At 48.3% G+C, this 18,967-nt stretch carries 19 protein-coding genes and 5 pseudogenes; 14 read left to right on the top strand and 10 right to left on the bottom strand.

Annotated elements, in window-relative coordinates; translation table 11 throughout:
• Positions 1-264: 264 nt before the first annotated feature.
• The 3 genes and pseudogenes from C2U41_RS07000 to C2U41_RS30080 form a co-directional block, all read left to right on the top strand.
• Positions 265-2,226: pseudogene (locus tag C2U41_RS07000) on the top strand (TonB-dependent receptor); the annotation flags it as partial.
• A gap of 78 nt (positions 2,227-2,304) precedes the next feature.
• Positions 2,305-3,228 carry an IS5-like element IS903B family transposase gene (locus tag C2U41_RS06990; protein ID WP_001118619.1) on the top strand — a complete coding sequence of 308 codons (924 nt, stop codon included), beginning with the start codon at positions 2,305-2,307 and terminating at the stop codon, positions 3,226-3,228.
• A 55-nt stretch (positions 3,229-3,283) separates the two neighbouring features.
• Positions 3,284-3,418, top strand: a pseudogene (locus C2U41_RS30080) (hypothetical protein); the annotation flags it as partial.
• Positions 3,419-3,533: 115 nt separating this feature from the next.
• Here the strand turns inward: C2U41_RS30080 and C2U41_RS06980 are convergent.
• Positions 3,534-3,731, bottom strand: a complete 198-nt coding sequence (locus tag C2U41_RS06980) for a hypothetical protein (protein ID WP_061549978.1) — start codon at positions 3,729-3,731, stop codon at positions 3,534-3,536.
• Between the two features lie 169 nt (positions 3,732-3,900).
• A complete protein-coding gene (locus C2U41_RS06975; RefSeq protein ID WP_103849212.1) occupies positions 3,901-5,424 on the bottom strand; it encodes an EAL domain-containing protein in 1,524 nt (507 codons plus the stop codon).
• A gap of 239 nt (positions 5,425-5,663) precedes the next feature.
• Here C2U41_RS06975 and C2U41_RS06970 point away from each other — a divergent pair, with 239 nt between their 5' ends.
• Both C2U41_RS06970 and C2U41_RS30075 read left to right on the top strand, forming a co-directional pair.
• Positions 5,664-5,936, top strand: coding sequence for a hypothetical protein (locus C2U41_RS06970; RefSeq protein WP_003030757.1), 273 nt, complete (start codon positions 5,664-5,666; stop codon positions 5,934-5,936).
• Between the two features lie 104 nt (positions 5,937-6,040).
• Positions 6,041-6,141, top strand: a pseudogene (locus C2U41_RS30075) (cytochrome b); the annotation flags it as partial.
• A 60-nt stretch (positions 6,142-6,201) separates the two neighbouring features.
• On the opposite strand, the gene C2U41_RS06965 reads toward C2U41_RS30075, so the two are convergent.
• From C2U41_RS06965 to C2U41_RS06940, 6 genes and pseudogenes are all read right to left on the bottom strand, one after another.
• Positions 6,202-6,456, bottom strand: a complete 255-nt coding sequence (locus tag C2U41_RS06965; RefSeq protein ID WP_003846687.1) for a hypothetical protein — start codon at positions 6,454-6,456, stop codon at positions 6,202-6,204.
• A 10-nt stretch (positions 6,457-6,466) separates the two neighbouring features.
• Positions 6,467-6,940, bottom strand: coding sequence for an Ail/Lom family outer membrane beta-barrel protein (locus C2U41_RS06960; RefSeq protein ID WP_224773599.1), 474 nt, complete (start codon positions 6,938-6,940; stop codon positions 6,467-6,469).
• Between the two features lie 543 nt (positions 6,941-7,483).
• Positions 7,484-7,558: pseudogene (locus tag C2U41_RS30070) on the bottom strand (hypothetical protein); the annotation flags it as partial.
• A gap of 282 nt (positions 7,559-7,840) precedes the next feature.
• On the bottom strand, positions 7,841-8,266 hold the full coding sequence (gene arsC / locus C2U41_RS06950) for a glutaredoxin-dependent arsenate reductase (RefSeq protein WP_103849213.1): 426 nt from the start codon (positions 8,264-8,266) through the stop codon (positions 7,841-7,843).
• 12 nt (positions 8,267-8,278) lie between these two features.
• On the bottom strand, positions 8,279-9,568 hold the full coding sequence (locus C2U41_RS06945) for an arsenic transporter (RefSeq protein WP_103849215.1): 1,290 nt from the start codon (positions 9,566-9,568) through the stop codon (positions 8,279-8,281).
• A 44-nt stretch (positions 9,569-9,612) separates the two neighbouring features.
• Positions 9,613-9,933, bottom strand: a complete 321-nt coding sequence (locus tag C2U41_RS06940) for a transcriptional regulator (protein WP_003030762.1) — start codon at positions 9,931-9,933, stop codon at positions 9,613-9,615.
• Between the two features lie 85 nt (positions 9,934-10,018).
• Here C2U41_RS06940 and arsH point away from each other — a divergent pair, with 85 nt between their 5' ends.
• Positions 10,019-10,717 carry an arsenical resistance protein ArsH gene (gene arsH, locus C2U41_RS06935; RefSeq protein WP_061549503.1) on the top strand — a complete coding sequence of 233 codons (699 nt, stop codon included), beginning with the start codon at positions 10,019-10,021 and terminating at the stop codon, positions 10,715-10,717.
• A 112-nt stretch (positions 10,718-10,829) separates the two neighbouring features.
• On the opposite strand, the pseudogene C2U41_RS06930 reads toward arsH, so the two are convergent.
• Positions 10,830-11,026, bottom strand: a pseudogene (locus tag C2U41_RS06930) (S24 family peptidase); the annotation flags it as partial.
• A gap of 78 nt (positions 11,027-11,104) precedes the next feature.
• Here C2U41_RS06930 and C2U41_RS06925 point away from each other — a divergent pair.
• Together C2U41_RS06925 and C2U41_RS06920 are read left to right on the top strand one after the other, a co-directional pair.
• Positions 11,105-11,347 (top strand): DinI family protein, encoded by a 243-nt coding sequence (locus C2U41_RS06925; protein WP_003840850.1) that lies wholly within the window; start codon positions 11,105-11,107, stop codon positions 11,345-11,347.
• Positions 11,348-11,521: 174 nt separating this feature from the next.
• Positions 11,522-12,031: a DedA family protein gene (locus C2U41_RS06920; protein ID WP_003030767.1), complete on the top strand. Its 510-nt coding sequence runs from the start codon at positions 11,522-11,524 to the stop codon at positions 12,029-12,031.
• Between the two features lie 135 nt (positions 12,032-12,166).
• On the opposite strand, the gene icd is transcribed toward C2U41_RS06920, so the two are convergent.
• A complete protein-coding gene (gene icd, locus C2U41_RS06915; RefSeq protein WP_003030769.1) occupies positions 12,167-13,417 on the bottom strand; it encodes an NADP-dependent isocitrate dehydrogenase in 1,251 nt (416 codons plus the stop codon).
• A gap of 202 nt (positions 13,418-13,619) precedes the next feature.
• Here icd and rluE point away from each other — a divergent pair, with 202 nt between their 5' ends.
• From rluE to purB, 6 genes are read left to right on the top strand one after another with little or no spacing between them, the layout of a single operon-like run.
• Complete coding sequence (gene rluE / locus C2U41_RS06910) at positions 13,620-14,237, top strand: 23S rRNA pseudouridine(2457) synthase RluE (RefSeq protein WP_003846701.1); 618 nt, start codon at positions 13,620-13,622, stop codon at positions 14,235-14,237.
• Positions 14,238-14,271: 34 nt separating this feature from the next.
• The gene (locus C2U41_RS06905; protein WP_103849214.1) at positions 14,272-15,204 is read left to right on the top strand and encodes a hypothetical protein; all 933 of its coding nucleotides are present in this window, start codon (positions 14,272-14,274) and stop codon (positions 15,202-15,204) included.
• A 9-nt stretch (positions 15,205-15,213) separates the two neighbouring features.
• The gene (locus C2U41_RS06900; protein WP_003841887.1) at positions 15,214-15,675 is read left to right on the top strand and encodes an NUDIX hydrolase; all 462 of its coding nucleotides are present in this window, start codon (positions 15,214-15,216) and stop codon (positions 15,673-15,675) included.
• 53 nt (positions 15,676-15,728) lie between these two features.
• A complete protein-coding gene (mnmA, locus tag C2U41_RS06895) occupies positions 15,729-16,835 on the top strand; it encodes a tRNA 2-thiouridine(34) synthase MnmA (protein ID WP_003832402.1) in 1,107 nt (368 codons plus the stop codon).
• A gap of 34 nt (positions 16,836-16,869) precedes the next feature.
• Positions 16,870-17,511 (top strand): high frequency lysogenization protein HflD, encoded by a 642-nt coding sequence (hflD, locus tag C2U41_RS06890; RefSeq protein WP_103849216.1) that lies wholly within the window; start codon positions 16,870-16,872, stop codon positions 17,509-17,511.
• A 3-nt stretch (positions 17,512-17,514) separates the two neighbouring features.
• On the top strand, positions 17,515-18,885 hold the full coding sequence (gene purB, locus C2U41_RS06885; RefSeq protein ID WP_003846707.1) for an adenylosuccinate lyase: 1,371 nt from the start codon (positions 17,515-17,517) through the stop codon (positions 18,883-18,885).
• Positions 18,886-18,967 lie beyond the last annotated feature (82 nt).

Below are 18,967 nucleotides of genomic sequence, written 5' to 3'. Positions count from 1 at the left end.
ATGAGTACGATGTGAATCTCAAAATATAGATTAATCCCTCGCCATTTATTCAAAGGAATATTAATCCCTATCTAATAATTACTCATGCGGACTATTTACCCTTCCTGCTATTTCCTTATCTAAAATTCATGACAATTTATGTATATTTATTCAAAAAAAACACCAGAAGTGACAAGTTATGTAAATTTGTAATGATAATTATTTGTATTATCATTACGATCACTTATCTTACTGCCTTTGATTTTTAACAAAGGAAGTTTGACTATGCGTTTAAAACCTGTTGCCTCTGTCGTTCTGTCCTGTTTAGGATTTTCCAGCCCCCTGGTATTTGCTGAAGATGTCATGGTGGTAACCGCTTCCGGTTACGAAAAGAAAATCACCAATGCCGCCGCCAGCGTCTCTGTTATTTCGCAGCAAGAGTTACAAACCAATAAATATAATGACTTAGGTGAAGCCCTGCGTTCTGTTGAAGGGGTAGATGTTGAAAGCAGCACCGGTAAAACTGGCGGTCTGGAGATCAGCATCCGTGGCATGCCCGCCAGCTATACCTTGATCCTGATTGACGGTATTCGTCAAAACGGCAGCAGCGACGTGACGCCAAACGGCTTCTCTGCCATGAATACCAGCTTTATGCCCCCGCTGGCGGCAATCGATCATATTGAGGTTATCCGCGGCCCGATGTCGACGCTTTATGGCTCCGACGCAATCGGTGGCGTGGTGAATATCATCACCAAAAAAAGCACCGATAAATGGAGCACTTCCATCAATACCGGCGTTAACCTGCAAGAGAGCAATAAATGGGGTAACAGTACGGTCGCCAACTTTTGGTCAAGCGGCCCGTTAATCGCGGGCGTACTGGATATGCAGGTTCGGGGGAGCACAACTCAGCGTCAGGGTTCCAGCGTCACTTCGCTGAGCGATACCTCTTCCACCCGCGTACCTTATCCAACCGAGTCGGAAAACTACAATATTGGCACGCGATTCGACTGGAAAGCCAATGAAAGCAATACGCTGTGGCTGGATCTCGACTCCGCCAGACAGCGTTATGACAACGATGACGGTCAGTTGGGTAACCTGACGGGAGGTTATGATAAAACGCTGCGCTATGAGCGTAACAAAGTGACCCTCGGCCGCGATACCGCCTTAACGTTCGGCACCTGGAAATCCTCCCTCGGCTGGAATGAAACCGAGAACAAGGGCCGACAACTGGTCTCCTCCGCACTCACGCCAGAGAACGCAGGTCGGGCCGGTGACGCGCGTGAACTGAAGAACACCAACGTCATTCTGGACTCCGTGCTGCTGACACCACTAGGTGATTCGCATCTGTTAACCCTCGGCGGGGAATATTGGGATGCACGGATGAAAGATGGTGTGGTTCTGGCCAATACCGGCGAGACGTTCCACCAAAAAACGTGGGCAGCCTATGCCGAAGATGAATGGCATATTCTCGATTCGCTGGCCTTAACCGCAGGAACACGCTATGAGCATAACGATGTCTTTGGCGGTCATCTCAGCCCACGAGCCTATATGGTCTGGGATGTTTCCGACGAATGGACGCTCAAAGGCGGCGTAACGACCGGTTATAAAGCGCCATCACTTAGCCAGTTGCATAACGGGATCAGCGGCGTAACCGCACAAGGAACGGTGAATACGGTCGGGAACCCGGACCTCAAACCAGAGGAAAGCATCAGCTACGAAACCGGGCTGTATTACGAGAACAACGCCGGGCTTAACGCCAACATTACCGGCTTCTATACTGAATACAAAAATAAAATTGTCTCGTATTCTATCGATGATAATACCAACAGTTATACCAACAGCGGCAAGGCGAGGACCGATGGCGTTGAATTTGCCAGCACCTTCCCTCTATGGTCGGATGTGCTGACCTTATCTCTCAACTACACCTACACTCAGAGCAAGCAAAAAGATGGTGACAATAAAGGCGCGCCGTTAAGCTATACACCAAAGCATATGGCTAACGCCCGTCTGAACTGGCAGGCAACGGAAGATATGAACGCCTGGCTGAGCGCACGTTATCGCGGTAAGGCCCCACGCTTCACGGAAAATTACGACAATCTCAGCGCAGTACAAAAAGCCGTCTATGACGATAAAGGTGCTAATTTAAAAGCCTGGACCGTCCTGGACATGGGAATGTCTTACAAACTGACCAAAGATCTGACACTTAATACGGCAGTTAATAACGTGCTGGATAAAGACTTTAGCGAGGGGCTTTGTTGAATAAATCGAACTTTTGCTGAGTTGAAGGATCAGATCACGTATCTTCCCGACAACGCAGACCGTTCCGTGGCAAAGCAAAAGTTCAAAATCACCAACTGGCCCACCTACAATAAAGCCCTCATCAACCGTGGCTCCATAACTTTCTGGCTGGATGATGAAGCTATTCAGGCCTGGTATGAGTCAGCAACACCTTCTTCACGAGGCAGACCTCAGCGCTATTCTGACCTTGCCATCACGACTGTGCTGGTCATTAAACGCGTATTCAGGCTGACCCTGCGCGCTGCGCAGGGCTTTATTGATTCCATTTTTTCTCTGATGAACGTTCCGCTACGCTGCCCGGATTACAGCTGTGTCAGCAGGCGGGCAAAGTCGGTTAATGTCAGTTTCAAAACGCCCACCCGGGGTGAAATCGCACACCTGGTAATTGATTCCACCGGGCTGAAGGTCTTCGGTGAAGGCGAGTGGAAAGTCAAAAAGCATGGCCAGGAACGCCGCCGTATCTGGCGTAAGCTGCATCTCGCCGTTGACAGTAAAACACATGAAATCATCTGCGCTGACCTGTCGCTGAACAACGTTACGGACTCAGAGGCCTTCCCCGGGTTAATCCGGCAAACCCACCGGAAAATCAGGTCAGCCGCCGCCGATGGCGCTTACGATACCCGGCTATGTCACGATGAACTGCGGCGTAAGAAAATCAGCGCGCTTATCCCTCCCCGAAAAGGTGCGGGTTACTGGCCCGGTGAATATGCAGACCGTAACCGTGCAGTGGCTAATCAGCGAATGACCGGGAGTAATGCGCGGTGGAAATGGACAACAGATTACAACCGTCGCTCGATAGCGGAAACGGCGATGTACCGGGTAAAACAGCTGTTCGGGGGTTCACTGACACTGCGTGACTACGATGGTCAGGTTGCAGAGGCTATGGCCCTGGTACGAGCGCTGAACAAAATGACGAAAGCAGGTATGCCTGAAAGCGTGCGTATTGCCTGAAAACACAACCCGCTACGGGGGAGACTTACCCGAAATCTGATTTATTCAACAAAGCCTTAGCGAGGTTAAACTTTACCAGGTGGGCCGTAATAGCACCTACGCAGGTGATTATTATCAGACTGCACAATCCACTACCGGATACGTAAACCCGGGCCGTAACTACTGGGTATCGTTAAACTATCAGTTCTAATTTTATCAATCCTGCTGGTCTGGGCACACTAATACCCCGACCAGTCGGATATTATTAACAGACGACATAATATATAATCAGCAACTTAATTTAACACATAAGAATATTTAAATAATTAATACAGAAACACCCCTTCTTGTGCCATTAGATACAATGCCAAAACAATAACCCCGACGATACCACCTAATAACAGTACTGCGGCAATCGCAAGCTGGTTGCGGTTTGTGTACTTCGTATTGTTTCGCACATCCAACTTTTTTTTCGCCGCTTTGTGACTTGAATCACGCTCCATCGCGAATGTTATATCTGCCATGCCATTATCCAGTTGCTGTATATGAAAACACAAATAACCGCCACATCGATAAGGGTATAGATTTTAAATAACAGAATCTGAGATTTGTCTCACGATAAAGATAATCATCGGATTTTTACTCCCGAAGCAGATTTCATGCTCCCTTTTCATCAATAAGGTTATCCTGTATTTATTCGACAAAAACCTTCACTTTAGGCTTTGCCAGCAGAATCATGACGAACTCAGTGAAGGTTACTGGTTTATAGAAATAGTACCCTTGCAGGAAAACAATGTTGTTTTTGTTGAGATAATCGAGCTGAGCCTTCGTTTCAACTCCTCCTGCAACGATGCTTAAAGACAGCTTGCGCGCCAGGTCGAGAACACAATCCAAAATTCGGGTTGAATCGGGAAGCTCATTAACCCTTCCCACAAAGCTCTGATCGATTTTAATGTAATCAATGTGCAGGTCATGCAAATAAGAAAGCCCAGAATAGCCCGTACCAAAATCATCAAGCGCAATCACAAAGCCATTTTCATGCAGGATATTGAGCCTCTGCACAAGTTCTTCATCTACATGTAATGGCTCACGCTCAGTAACTTCAATCACCAGGTTGAGATCATGGCGGCTGAAGCTATCTTTGAATTTCAGACACTCTTCAACAAATGTAGGGGAAGTGATATGGGATGCGCTGAAGTTAATACCAACATGGAATCCAGATGGCAGTTTGCTGGCAATGGCGTTCATATTCGCCGCAACCTGCCTCATCAGACTTTGAGTTAGTGGCACTATCAGGCCTGATTTTTCGGCGACGGGAATGAAGGAGGCAGGAGAGATATATCCGGCTTTTGGATGTTTCCATCGGGCCAGTACTTCAACACCGCGTAACGTCCCTTCACGACCATTTACGATAGGTTGATAAAAAGGCACGATCTCTCCTTTTACTATCGCTCTGCGCAACGTTTCTTCTGGGGTATCGTTCTTATTTAGATATTTATCAATGGCATAAGCGGCTGCGAAAGATATTAACAGGATAAAAACCAGAATCCCTGAACCTTGTGTAACCAGCCTTTTTGCACTAAACAATGGCGGTTCATTATAAATAATGCTGAACGGATACTTTGCGGAATTCACCTGACCAGACATCTGTGAGCTTGCTGTAACGGTTTCCACATCGCCCAATAAACCAAGCACTTCGTCACCTACGAGTAGTGAATATGTCACCCCCTTTAACGGAACATTCAATGCTCCACGGATATGCACCCCGCTAATGGTGACAATGATGTGGTTGGTTTGAAAACGAGTTTGATACAGCAGAACGGGTATCTCATTTTCCGTATTTCTTGCGGGAGTAAGCAGCAAATTTGTATCAGCAAACACCGGAATTTGCTTAAGCAAGATCCGATTACCTGGCAGTGACGTACACCAAAGCTTCCCCTGTCGGATAATGATCAGCGTCCGCAAATGAGGGCGAAGTGCAGCTTCAGTTCCAAGTTGGTATTGCCCCTCCAGATCGCATTTTTTTTCGGCGATGTGCATAGCGGTTCGAGTTGCCTGGAAAGCTTCATCCAGTATGTTATCCATATTTTTCGCGGCATATCTGGCTCCTCCAAGGGTTTCTGTCGAAGAGGAATACCAAAGCTGCATATTAAGAATAAAAACACCTATCAAAAAAAGACACACCGCAGCGGTTACCGGTAAAAGTACTTTGCGCATTCTCATGTCCCGTGGCGAAAACTGATCAGTCGTTGCGATGAGCATTGACGTGTTCTAGTTTATCTCTACAGAGCATGGTAGATAGAATCAAAAGTCGCCATGCGCCCAGTCACACTTCCAAAGCTACAACATAAGATATTGATTTTTATAAAAAATAATCCCTGGAAAGATCATAACGATAATGACATCCCTCCTTCCAATTTTGCTATCATATGAATGTACTAATAAGAGGTAAGCAAATGAAAATCTTTATCACTGACAATGAAGGGAATCTCATTCCTGTTGACGGAAAAAGTGTCGTGATCGAATTGAATAGCGGCGGAACTATTGAGATCGCCGAGGAGTACAGTCGGGACGATGTTCCTGAAGGTATTAATCTGTGGGGAGGACGAGAACCTTCCCCTTCACTCTCATTCGAGGAAATTAAAGCTCGAACAGAAGGCCTTGGTGTTTACCCCATTGCAGCCAATGCCCTGCACGTATTCCCGTACAAACTTTCATCAAAAGAATGATTGCATACAGCAGGCGAAGCGTTTTTCTGAAACCAAAGTAAGGCCATTGTTATCATAAATACCTCTGGCCTTGGGGGGAGTCAACTCGCCAATATCTGTTACTTCTGATTGCAGTCCATGCTGGCGCTGCATTATTTCATCACTATATACAGAAAAAAATACGCTTTTGAGAGTGATTCCTGAGCATAAGCATTTGAATAATTAATAAATGATTATAATGTTAAGAACATAAGCACTCAAGACAGTAAGTACGTGGTCTAAAATATTAATCGTCATCATAATGCTTATGCTTCTTGCGATCACTCATAGACTCTTTAAAAGCATCTGCTTGTGTATTAGCAGCCTGCAGTCGACTCATGTTAGCACTGTAATTATTCCAATATTCTTTTTCTTCATGATAACAAACATCACGGCTAATTCCCTTCGCTTCGCACTTAGCTAAGCGTTGTTCTTCTGATACGCAACCAGACATCAAAGAAACAGTAGAAAATGCAACTAGTATTATCATTAATTTATTCATATAAATAACCTTAGAATTTCCAGCCGGCACCGACTACAATACTATTAGCTTGCGCGCCAAAGACCTTAGAACCTTCATAGCCTGCATCAACAGTGAAAGCTGCAATGGGGGTAAACTGAATACCAGCACCATAGGCAAAACCTGTAGAAGTATCAGTTTCACCATTAGCTTTGATCGCACCTCTCCCAATACCCACCATTACATAAGGTTTTATCACATCATTTACTTTATAACTTGCACCGACTAATGCAGAACCATAACCACGATCTATATCATTATCGTCATTTGCTGAAATAGTTAAGGATGTTATAACGCCTAAATCACTTTCATCTGGGGTATAACCATATTTAGCGTTAAGACCGTTAAGGTTCTGTCCATCTGTCCGGGTATGTACATAACCGCCGGTGACTACGCTTTCTCCTGCATAAACTGTCATAGCAAAGCATAATGTAACAGCCACTAAACCTGTTTTTAAACTTAGCATTTTAATAACCATTTTCATCATCAACTAATAGTAAGTTACATACATAACAAGGAGTCATGCTTTGAATTTTATTTCTCAAACATGTCGCCAAGATAAAAACAGAAAGGTAATAAAAAATCAATCGAGAAAAATGTTCTTTTTTGGACATTATTAATATTCAGGATAATAAATTATCATAACATGTTGATAAAAATGGATTTAACATTAGAGTAAAACAACATTAAAACGCACCATCTTTAATATACCCCCAATATTTTCTTGTTTTTAAAACGACTGTTTTACATATAATAATTAATAATATACAAACTCCACTCAATTATATTTAGTTCTCATACCCGAATCGGTTTAAATAAATATTGAAAGATATGGATATCTTTTATCAATAAATAGAATTGTAATGACAAAGATAAAAATTAAATCTTTAGTGCTATTAAAATGAGTTTAATAGTCTAAGTTCCAGGAAAGCACTTTGCAGGTAAAAAAACGGGAACCAATCGGTTCCAATTCTTATACAACCCAGAATCTGGATTACATGTTTTCGATGATCGCGCCTTCCATACCTTTAACAATTAAGTCAGCCGCTTCGGTCCAACCCATGTGGCGCAGCATTACATTGCTAAAATCATAGCAACCATCTGATAAAGTTGAAATTATCATCCTCTCTACTTTCAAATCAGCCTGTAGCTACCATTTTAAACTCATTGATTGTCTAAACTTTGGTTTTAGTTTTGGGGAAGAGTTTTCGCCAAGAATCCAAGTTTTTCACGCCAGCACATTCAACACACTACCGCTAATGGCAAGCCTCGATGGTAAAGCTGTTACTGCCGCAGAGGTCCGATTTGAGCGAAAACCGGACGCCCGCATAGCGTGTACAGGCGTCCGGTATTTTGAAGTGGCAGATTACTTAATCTGCTTACCCGTTTCGTCAATGACCTTCTCGCCATCCTCTTTGGTAAACGCTCCTTTCTGACCTTCCGGTAGAATATCCAACACTATTTCTGAAGGGCGGCAAAGACGAGTGCCAAGCGGCGTAACGACTACCGGCCGATTAATCAGGATCGGATGTTGAAGCATGAAATCAATTAACTGCTCATCACTAAATTTCTCTTCATCAAGACCCAGGTATTCATAAGGCTCAACATTCTTACGCAGTAATGCACGCACCGTAATTCCCATATCTGAAATAAGTTGAATCAGCTCATCACGGGTCGGTGGCGTATCGAGATAATAAATTACCGTTGGTTCGTTGCCGCTGTTACGGATCATCTCCAGCGTGTTGCGAGAAGTGCCGCAGGCAGGATTGTGATAGATGGTAATGTTGCTCATATCTGTATCTCATTACAAAGTGATGGAGAGCCGCAACGCCAGCGCGGCCAGAGTGACAAACAGCACGGGCAGAATCATGATAATACCCGTACGGAAGTAATATCCCCAGGTAATCGTTATATTTTTCTGGGCAAGCACATGCAGCCAAAGCAGGGTTGCCAGACTGCCAATCGGGGTGATTTTCGGTCCTAAATCGCAGCCAATCACGTTGGCATAAATCATTGCCTCTTTGACGATGCCAGTCGCCGTGCTCCCGTCAATCGCCAGTGCACCAATCAGCACCGTCGGCATATTGTTCATCACCGACGACAGGAACGCGGTCAGGAAGCCGGTGCCGAACGTTGCTGCCCATAACCCCTTTTCTGCCAGTAGGTTCAGCACGTCAGACAGATACTCCGTAAGCCCTGCATTGCGCAGGCCATAGACCACCAGGTACATACCCAACGAAAAAATAACGATCTGCCATGGTGCACCGCGGAGGACTTTTCCGGTGTTGATGGCATGACCTCTTTTCGCCACTATAAACAGTATTGCTGCGCCACTAGCCGCTATCGCACTGACCGGGATCCCCTGAGGCTCCAGAACAAAGAAACCGACAAGCAGCAATAACAGGACAATCCAGCCCGCCCTGAACGTTGCCGGATCCTTTATCACACTGGCAGGCGTCTTCAACAGCGAAACGTCATACGTCGCCGGAATGTCCCTGCGAAAGAAGAGATGCAGCATGACCAGAGTGGCCGCAATCGCTGCCACATCTACGGGGATCATAACGGAGGCATACTGCGTAAAGCCCAGACCGAAAAAGTCCGCCGAGACGATATTCACCAGGTTAGAAACAATTAGCGGCAGGCTGGCCGTATCTGCAATAAATCCTGCGGCCATGACAAACGCCAGTGTCGTGCCCTGGCTGAATCCCAATGCGAGCAGCATCGCAATTACAATCGGCGTCATGATCAGCGCAGCGCCGTCATTGGCAAACAACGCAGCAACAGCGGCACCAAGCAAGACTATCCAGGTAAACAAAAGGCGGCCACGTCCGTTACCCCAACTGGAGACGTGCAGTGCGGCCCATTCAAAGAAGCCGGACTCATCGAGCAACAGGCTGATGATAATGACCGCAATAAATGCCGCTGTCGCGTTCCAGACGATATTCCAGACAACGGGAATATCTGCGATATGAATGACTCCGGTTCCCAGCGCCAGCGCAGCTCCGATACTCGCGCTCCAGCCAATACTCAGGCCTCTGGGTTGCCAGATCACCAGTACCAGCGTCAGTAAAAATATACTCCCTGCCAAAAACATTTCAGACTCCATTATATATGATTATGTAAATATATTTTCCTGCATCAGCATGAGGTACAGGCCGACTTTGCCAACCATTCCCGCACATCCTCCCGAAGGCACAGCCAGGATGTCGTGATTGTCTCAGCGGCCCACGCCGGAATATGAGGTGACAGACGATAGTGGATCCATTTCCCTTCCCGACGATCAAGAACAAGCTTTGCCTCGCGCAGGACGGCCATATGTCGTGATATTTTGGGCTGTGATTCGGCGGTAGCTGCACAGATATCGCACACGCACAGTTCTCCGGACTCCCGCAGAAGCATAACAATGGCGAGCCGTGTTTCATCTGACAGAATTTTGAAAAGCTGAACAGGTTGTAGCATTTTTCTCTCCGTTCCCTTTAGAATACACATATGGTAAATCATATGTATTAACTTTGAAATCATCTGCTCTCTCTGGAGGAGAAAAATGGAACAATTTCCTGCCCTGAATACTGAATGCTTTGATCAACACATCGCTGAACGCCTGAACGTGCAGGAGCCACCACGGATTCTGATCCTGTATGGTTCAGTGAGAGAGCGCTCCTACAGCCGCTTTGCCGCGGAGGAAGCCGGTCGCCTGCTGACGGCGATGGGCGCGAAAGTGAAACTGTTTAACCCCTCCGGTTTACCCCTGCCGGATGATGCGCCGGACACGCATCCCAAAGTCACCGAGCTGCGCGGTCTGGTCAGATGGTGTGATGGGATGGTGTGGAGTTCTCCGGAACGGCACGGTGCTATGAGCGCAGTCATGAAGGCGCAGATTGACTGGATACCCTTAAGTGAAGGAGCGATTCGTCCTTCGCAGGGCAAAACACTTGCGGTAATGCAGGTCTGCGGCGGTTCACAGTCCTTCAATGCCGTGAACCAGATGCGTATACTTGGTCGCTGGATGCGGATGTTTACGATCCCCAACCAGTCCTCTGTAGCCAAGGCATGGCAAGAGTTCGACGAAAACGGACGAATGAAACCTTCTTCATGGTATGACCGCATCGTCGATGTAGCCGAGGAGCTGTTTAAAATCACGCTGCTGCTTAAGGGACAAACCAGTTATCTTGCAGATCGTTACAGCGAGCGAAAAGAGAGCCATCAGGAGCTTTCATCCCGTGTCAATCAGGACAAAATATAACGTATGTTCTTCGTGAATCCATACTGCATGAGCTTACCAATGTCCGCTTTGGCAGATTGATTATGCCGGATGATCTCTAAGTGTGAATGGCACGATTATGCGGGCTACTTACAATTGCACATATCAGCAATGAGCCATCGCAGGCAGTAAGTGACGCATCCACAACAAGCAGCCCCCCTGAAGTATTCCTTCCCTGAAATGTGAACGCGATGCCCGCATGAAATAAGTCGCTGCGGGCTGGCTGATTAGTTGCTGATAGAGGGAGATTCGTGTTTCAACATAATCTGCCGCAGGTGAAGGAAAGCCCATGTTTATGCCCTCTCTTGAATACAGGATAAAAACACAGCACAAATACTGTATATTCATCCAGCAAAGAGGCGATAAGCAATGTTCGTGGAACTCGTTTATGACAAAAGGAATTTTGATGGTCTGCCCGGTGCAAAAGATATCATTCTGGGCGAATTGACCAAGAGGGTTCACCGAATTTTCCCCGACGCTGATGTCCGTGTTAAACCGATGATGACATTGCCGGCGATCAACACTGACGCCAGCAAGCACGAGAAGGAACAGATAAGCCGTACTGTCCAGGAAATGTTTGAAGAGGCTGATATGTGGCTGGTTTCAGATTAAGTGCGTTCGATTCATCTTCCTTTACCCTATCCCGCTCAACTGTATTCTGCTGCTATACGCAGACAGCTGTCACAGCCGGGATTAAGTGCAGCAGTCAGTAATTCATCTGTGTTGAGGCCTGATTAAGCCGTATCGCGGTTAAATAGCCAAGGAACCTTAACTGGAGAAGCATTGATGGAGTGGGTAAACGCGTTGATGAGCCATTTCGCGCTTCATCCTTTCAGCCTGTGGGGCCTGCTTTTTGGAATAGCATTCGCAAAATCTACGTTCCTCATTTCAGCTGTATTACCGCCAGCATCTGTTATGTTGGTTGCTGTAATTTCCGTCGGCAAGGCGACTATTGCGCCATGGGAAGCGGGAATTGCTGTAATGATTGGCGCATGGTGCGGGACAATTGTTAATTATCACCTTGGAATGATGATGGGACATCTACCCTGGCTGGCACGCATCATGTCGCGTCATGCCGATACAGTAGTACGGGTTCGACGCCGGTTGCAAAACAGTTCTGTACCGATACTTTTTACTTCACGCTTTATTGCCGTGCTGCGTTACATTGTGCCATTAGTTGCTGGAATGTTGCATCTTCATCCAGTGAAAGTGTATGCAGTCAGTCTGATCTCTGCGGCGACCTGGTCAGCGCTTTATGTCGGAGGCTTTAGTCTCGTTTTGCCTTTTTTTAGCTAAACCAGACATAAATAGACCACAACAAGCCCTGATCCCCCCTGGTACTGGGCGGATAAAATGACAGGGAAAGAATTTATCAGGCGCAAAAAAACGGGAACCAATCGGCTCCCGTTCTCATACAACCCAGAATGTGGATTACATGTTTTCGATGATCGCGTCACCAAACTCTGAACATTTCAGCAGCTTAGCACCGTCCATCAGACGTTCGAAATCATAGGTTACTGTTTTCGCGTTAATCGCGCCTTCCATACCTTTAACGATCAGGTCAGCCGCTTCAACCCAACCCATGTGGCGCAGCATCATTTCTGCAGACAGAATGATAGAACCTGGGTTCACTTTATCCTGACCTGCATACTTCGGTGCAGTACCGTGGGTTGCTTCGAACAGTGCGCATTCGTCACCGATGTTTGCACCCGGCGCGATACCAATACCACCAACCTGTGCGGCCAGCGCATCGGAGATGTAGTCACCGTTCAGGTTCATACAGGCAATCACGTCATACTCAGCCGGGCGCAGCAGGATCTGTTGCAGGAACGCATCGGCAATGACGTCCTTAACCACGATCTCTTTACCGGTTTTCGGGTTCTTGATTTTCACCCATGGACCGCCATCGATCAGTTCGCCACCAAATTCTTCACGCGCTAACTGGTAACCCCAGTCTTTGAACGCGCCTTCGGTGAACTTCATGATGTTGCCTTTGTGTACCAGGGTAACTGAATCACGATCGTTGGCGATGGCGTATTCAATCGCTGCACGTACCAGACGTTTAGTCCCTTCTTCAGAACACGGTTTGATACCAATACCGCAATGTTCCGGGAAGCGTATTTTCTTCACACCCATCTCTTCGCGCAGGAATTTAATCACTTTCTCAGCATCGGCAGAGTCAGCTTTCCACTCGATACCCGCGTAGATATCTTCGGAGTTTTCACGGAAGATGACCATATCGGTCAGTTCAGGGTGTTTAACCGGGCTTGGTGTACCCTGATAATAACGCACCGGACGCAGGCAGACATACAGGTCAAGTTCCTGACGCAGAGCTACGTTCAGAGAGCGAATACCGCCGCCAACAGGAGTGGTCAGAGGGCCTTTAATGGCAACACGATATTCACGAATCAGATCTAAGGTTTCAGCAGGCAGCCAGACGTCCTGGCCATAAACCTGAGTGGATTTCTCGCCGGTGTAGATTTCCATCCAGGAGATTTTACGCTCGCCTTTATAGGCTTTCTCGACAGCAGCATCGACAACTTTGATCATCGGTGGGGTTACATCAACGCCGATACCGTCGCCTTCAATGAACGGGATAATCGGATTTTCAGGAACGTTGAGTTTGCCGTTTTGCAGGGTGATCTTCTTACCTTCCGCCGGAACAACTACTTTGCTTTCCATTCACCTCTCCTTCGAGCGCTTCTGGTTCTGCTCGTCTGTCATCGCGCTGCATGTGCGTTTGCGTCCTGCTGCACGAATGCGTTAGAGCAATTTTTTGTTAATGTTTTGTAATGAGCATGTCAATACTACCCTAATGTTCGTCGCCATGAAAGACACTCGTTCTTAGGCTATAATGCGGCAATTGATATAATCTGAAAATACCATGCAAAAAACTTCTTTTAGAAATCACCGGGTTGAGCGATTCAGCTCACGACAAGTCACTAAGCAGCGTAAAGAAAACCAGCCAAAACGCGTGGTTTTGTTCAATAAACCCTACGATGTTTTGCCACAATTTACTGACGAGGCAGGCAGAAGCACGTTAAAAGATTTTATTCCCTTGCCGGGAATTTATGCGGCGGGCCGACTCGACCGGGACAGCGAAGGGCTTTTGGTGCTGACCAATGACGGCGCGCTGCAGGCGCGGTTAACGCAACCCGGAAAGCGTACCGGGAAAATTTATTACGTCCAGGTTGAAGGCGAGCCGACAGCAGAAGCGCTGGACGCCCTGCGTACCGGAGTAACGCTCAATGATGGCCCCACGCTACCCGCTGGCATTGAGGTAGTAGAGGAACCTGTATGGCTGTGGCCGAGAAATCCGCCGATTCGGGAGCGGAAAAATATCCCCACCACCTGGCTGAAAGTCACCTTATATGAAGGCCGCAACCGCCAGGTTCGCCGTATGACAGCACATGTTGGATATCCTACGCTGCGTCTCATTCGCTATGCTATGGGGGATTACACGCTGGAAAATCTCGCCAACGGCGAGTGGCGGGAGCTCTAGCATCAGGCCTTTACAGCGCCATTAACAAGGAAGAATGAAAGAAATGGACAAACGACTCATCGCGCCACTCATTCTGTATGCCGTATCGCCATTGGGTTATGCCGCGCAGAATTGTGAAGCGACAGCAGGTATCGCGGCAGGCGCGGCTGATTATCTCTATGAAACCGCTCAGGTAAAAACAACCTCCCGACTACACTTCAACTCCGCACCAGATGTTGAATGTCAGCTCCCTGCTTTCCTGGTCAACGGCAATACGGTAGAGGTGTTAAGAGAAGCGCGATCGGCCGAATCAGCAGACGCTCCCGTTCATACTTTTCGCTATGTTCGATACCGTGATGCCAAAGGCATGTTCGCCACAGGCTGGGTCGCGGCTGAAGGTCTGGTACCTCTGACGACTCCCTTATCCGTAAATCCGGCCTGTAAGAAATGGGCGCACAAAGAGATGCCGCAACGCGAAAGAATGCCCCCCGTTGCTGATAATCATTATCAGGTTACAGGCAACGATCGCGCCTGGTTTTATACCATGCCAACGGAACAGTGCCGCAGCCAGTCCGTTTTTTTGGTTCCCGGCGACATTATTTCCACACAAGAGCAGTCAAAAGATGACTTTATTGAAGCGGTTTATTACACCGCCGATCGCCATATCGTACGCGGCTGGTTGAAAAAGTCACAACTCCAGCCTTTAAACAGCGGTGATAACTACCGCTATGATATCAATCCATTATCGACAGACGAAGCTACACGAGTCGCGACCCTCAGCCTTCGCCCGGACTATCAATGCATTTTTTATGAAAGCTGGAATGCTAAAAAGGCCATTGAGATTATCGTACGCGAGGATCATCAAACTGCATTGTGTCGCGGAGGAGCCGACCCACAAACATCGCCTCCTGTGGCTTATATCAGTATCGACAAGACCAGCGGTGAAATTAGTTGGCCAGATGTTGCCGAAGGTTTTGCTGAGGAATAAGGGGGAAACATGTTTAAACCGCACGTCACCGTTGCCTGCATTGTGCATGCAGAAGATAAATTCTTAGTCGTTGAAGAAACGATCAATGGCAAGGCCTTGTGGAATCAACCCGCAGGACACCTGGAAGCCGACGAAACGCTGGTGCAAGCCGCAGCACGCGAACTATGGGAAGAAACGGGCATTAAAGCACAGCCACAGCATTTTGTTCGTATGCATCAATGGATTGCACCGGACAGAACGCCCTTCTTGCGTTTTCTTTTCTCTATCGAGCTTGCCAATATGTGCGCTACTGAACCCCATGACAGCGATATTGATTGCTGTCGTTGGGTCAGCGCAGAAGAGATTTTCTCCGCGCCAAACCTGCGTTCGCCGTTGGTTGCAGAGAGTATTCGCTGTTATCAGAGCGGCCAGCGCTACCCGCTGGCCATGATCGGTGAATTTAACTGGCCGTTTACAGAGGGTGTCAAGTAAGGGGCTGCGTGCTAGAATATGCCGCCTTGAAGTTCAATGTTGTGAGTATTCCTATGTCTGAAAGCCCAAAAAAAGTGATCGTCGGCATGTCCGGCGGTGTCGATTCCTCCGTTTCTGCCTGGCTGTTACAACAACAGGGCTATCAGGTAGAAGGCCTGTTCATGAAGAACTGGGAAGAGGACGATGGCGAGGAATACTGCACAGCGGCAGCCGACCTTGCGGATGCACAGGCTGTCTGTGACAAACTCGGCATTGAACTGCATACCGTCAACTTTGCCGCAGAATACTGGGACAACGTCTTTGAACTGTTCCTTGAAGAGTACAAAGCGGGTCGTACGCCGAACCCGGATATTCTGTGCAATAAAGAAATTAAGTTTAAAGCCTTCCTTGAGTTTGCCGCCGAAGATTTAGGTGCCGATTACATCGCCACCGGTCACTACGTGCGTCGCGCAGATGTCGACGGCAAAAGTCGCCTGCTGCGTGGGCTCGATGGTAATAAAGACCAAAGTTATTTCCTCTATACGCTCGGCCATGAGCAAATCGCGCAAAGCCTGTTCCCGGTCGGTGAACTGGAAAAACCGCAGGTGCGTAAAATTGCCGAAGACCTTGGTCTGATTACGGCCAAGAAAAAAGACTCCACCGGCATCTGCTTCATTGGTGAACGTAAGTTCCGCGAATTTCTTGGTCGCTACCTGCCGGCTCAGCCAGGCAAAATCATCACCGTTGATGGTGAAGAGATTGGCCAGCATCAGGGGCTGATGTACCACACTCTGGGTCAGCGTAAAGGTCTGGGTATTGGCGGAACGAAAGAAGGGACAGAAGATCCATGGTATGTGGTGGATAAAGACGTTGAGAACAACATTCTGGTTGTCGCTCAGGGCCATGAACATCCACGTCTGATGTCTGTTGGCCTGGTGGCGCAACAGCTGCATTGGGTCGATCGCGAACCGTTCACTGGTACCATGCGCTGTACGGTGAAAACCCGCTATCGTCAGACCGACATTCCGTGCACCGTTAAAGCACTGGATGCTGAGCGTATTGAAGTCATTTTCGACGAGCCAGTCGCGGCGGTTACGCCGGGTCAGTCGGCTGTCTTTTACAATGGCGAAGTGTGCCTCGGCGGCGGCATTATCGAACAACGATTGCCTCTGCCGGTATAATTACTTACACATTTGATACAAGGAAGCAGTGAACGTGGCAAAGAATTATTATGACATCACCCTCGCCCTGGCAGGCATTTGCCAGTCGGCACGCCTGGTGCAGGAACTGGCGCACCAGGGGCATTGTGATGCCGATGCATTACACGTTTCACTGAACAGTGTCATCGACATGAATCCCAGCTCTACGCTGGGCGTGTTTGGCGGCAGCGAGGCCAACCTGCGTTTGGGGCTGGAAACAATGCTCGGCGTACTTAACGCCAGCAGTCGCCAGGGACTGAACGCTGAACTCACTCGTTACACGCTAAGCCTGATGGTGCTGGAGCGTAAGCTGTCAGCGGCCAAGGGCGCTATGGACACGCTGGGAGACCGTATCAGCGGCTTGCAGCGCCAGCTTGACCATTTTGATTTGCAGTCAGAAACGTTGATGAGTGCGATGGCTGGCATTTATGTTGACGTCATCAGCCCACTCGGCCCGCGTATTCAGGTTACGGGTTCCCCGGCCATCCTTCAGAGCCCACAGGTACAGGTTAAAGTACGCGCTTCGCTGCTGGCTGGCATCCGTGCTGCCGTGCTCTGGCATCAGGTTGGTGGAGGCCGTCTGCAACTCATGTTTTCTCGTAATCGCCTGACGACTCAGGCAAAACAAATTCTTGCTCATTTAACCCCGGAGTTGTGATCTATGGAATTATCCTCACTGACCGCCGTTTCCCCTGTCGATGGACGCTACGGCGATAAAGTCAGCGCGCTGCGCGGGATTTTCAGCGAATACGGTTTGCTGAAATTCCGCGTACAGGTTGAAGTACGCTGGCTGCAAAAACTGGCCGCGCACGCAGCGATCAAGGAAGTTCCTGCTTTTGCTGCCGACGCAATCGGTTACCTTGATGCGATCGTCGCTAACTTCAATGAAGAAGATGCTGCGCGTATCAAAACCATTGAGCGTACGACCAACCATGACGTGAAGGCAGTTGAGTATTTCCTGAAAGAAAAAGTGGCGGATATCCCGGAACTGCACGCCGTTTCCGAGTTTATCCACTTCGCATGCACCTCAGAAGACATCAACAACCTGTCTCACGCGCTGATGCTGAAAACCGCACGCGACGAAGTGGTTCTGCCGTACTGGCGTCAACTGATTGATGGCATCACCGCGCTTTCAGTTGAATATCGCGATATTCCTCTGCTCTCCCGTACTCACGGCCAACCTGCCACCCCATCAACAATGGGCAAAGAGATGGCAAACGTGGCGTACCGCATGGAGCGTCAGTATCGCCAGCTCAACCAGGTTGAAATTCTTGGTAAAATCAACGGTGCCGTGGGTAACTATAACGCCCACATTGCCGCTTACCCGGAAGTAGACTGGCATCAGTTTAGCGAAGAATTCGTCACCTCGCTGGGTATCCAGTGGAACCCCTACACCACGCAGATTGAGCCGCACGACTACATTGCCGAGCTGTTTGATTGCATCGCCCGCTTTAACACCATTCTGATCGATTTCGATCGCGACGTCTGGGGTTACATTGCATTGGGTCACTTCAAGCAGAAAACTGTCGCGGGTGAAATCGGTTCTTCCACCATGCCGCATAAAGTTAACCCCATCGACTTCGAAAACTCCGAAGGTAATCTGGGTCTGTCCAATGCGGTTCTGCAGCACCTGGCGAGTAAACTGCCGGTTTCCCGCTGGCAGCGTGATCTGACAGACTCTACCGTTCTGCGTAACCTGGGTGTGGGTATCGGCTATGCGCTGATCGCCTATCAGTCCACGCTGAAGGGCGTGAGCAAACTGGAAGTGAACCGCGATCATCTGCTGGATGAACTGGATCATAACTGGGAAGTTCTGGCAGAGCCGATTCAGACCGTGATGCGTCGCTACGGTATTGAGAAGCCATATGAGAAGTTGAAAGAACTGACCCGCGGCAAGCGCGTTGACGCCGAAGGTATGAAGCAGTTTATCGATGGTCTGGCACTGCCGGAAGAAGAGAAAACTCGCCTGAAAGCAATGACGCCTGCCAATTATATTGGTCGCGCCATCACCATGGTTGATGAACTGAAGTAATCAGCAACTCCCCAGATGCTGAACAGAAGCCGGATAAGCGTAAGCGATTCCGGCTTTTTATCACCCGCAACATTATCCCTTC

The organism is Citrobacter freundii complex sp. CFNIH4 (assembly GCF_002934505.1).
GTDB classification, from domain to species: Bacteria; Pseudomonadota; Gammaproteobacteria; order Enterobacterales; family Enterobacteriaceae; genus Citrobacter; species Citrobacter freundii.
The sequence above is the reverse complement of the archived record's forward strand: the minus strand, read 5'-3'. Positions and strand labels throughout refer to the sequence as shown.

Excerpts from the sequence above, each read along its gene's own strand:
- C2U41_RS06980 (WP_061549978.1), bottom strand. The coding sequence starts at position 3,731 with ATGGCAGATATAACATTCGCGATGGAGCGTGATTCAAGTCACAAAGCG.
- C2U41_RS06975 (WP_103849212.1), bottom strand. The coding sequence starts at position 5,424 with ATGCGCAAAGTACTTTTACCGGTAACCGCTGCGGTGTGTCTTTTTTTG.
- C2U41_RS06970 (WP_003030757.1), top strand. The coding sequence starts at position 5,664 with ATGAAAATCTTTATCACTGACAATGAAGGGAATCTCATTCCTGTTGAC.
- C2U41_RS06965 (WP_003846687.1), bottom strand. The coding sequence starts at position 6,456 with ATGAATAAATTAATGATAATACTAGTTGCATTTTCTACTGTTTCTTTG.
- C2U41_RS06960 (WP_224773599.1), bottom strand. The coding sequence starts at position 6,940 with ATGCTAAGTTTAAAAACAGGTTTAGTGGCTGTTACATTATGCTTTGCT.
- arsC (WP_103849213.1), bottom strand. The coding sequence starts at position 8,266 with ATGAGCAACATTACCATCTATCACAATCCTGCCTGCGGCACTTCTCGC.
- C2U41_RS06945 (WP_103849215.1), bottom strand. The coding sequence starts at position 9,568 with ATGTTTTTGGCAGGGAGTATATTTTTACTGACGCTGGTACTGGTGATC.
- C2U41_RS06940 (WP_003030762.1), bottom strand. The coding sequence starts at position 9,933 with ATGCTACAACCTGTTCAGCTTTTCAAAATTCTGTCAGATGAAACACGG.
- arsH (WP_061549503.1), top strand. The coding sequence starts at position 10,019 with ATGGAACAATTTCCTGCCCTGAATACTGAATGCTTTGATCAACACATC.
- C2U41_RS06925 (WP_003840850.1), top strand. The coding sequence starts at position 11,105 with ATGTTCGTGGAACTCGTTTATGACAAAAGGAATTTTGATGGTCTGCCC.
- C2U41_RS06920 (WP_003030767.1), top strand. The coding sequence starts at position 11,522 with ATGGAGTGGGTAAACGCGTTGATGAGCCATTTCGCGCTTCATCCTTTC.
- icd (WP_003030769.1), bottom strand. The coding sequence starts at position 13,417 with ATGGAAAGCAAAGTAGTTGTTCCGGCGGAAGGTAAGAAGATCACCCTG.
- rluE (WP_003846701.1), top strand. The coding sequence starts at position 13,620 with ATGCAAAAAACTTCTTTTAGAAATCACCGGGTTGAGCGATTCAGCTCA.
- C2U41_RS06905 (WP_103849214.1), top strand. The coding sequence starts at position 14,272 with ATGAAAGAAATGGACAAACGACTCATCGCGCCACTCATTCTGTATGCC.
- C2U41_RS06900 (WP_003841887.1), top strand. The coding sequence starts at position 15,214 with ATGTTTAAACCGCACGTCACCGTTGCCTGCATTGTGCATGCAGAAGAT.
- mnmA (WP_003832402.1), top strand. The coding sequence starts at position 15,729 with ATGTCTGAAAGCCCAAAAAAAGTGATCGTCGGCATGTCCGGCGGTGTC.
- purB (WP_003846707.1), top strand. The coding sequence starts at position 17,515 with ATGGAATTATCCTCACTGACCGCCGTTTCCCCTGTCGATGGACGCTAC.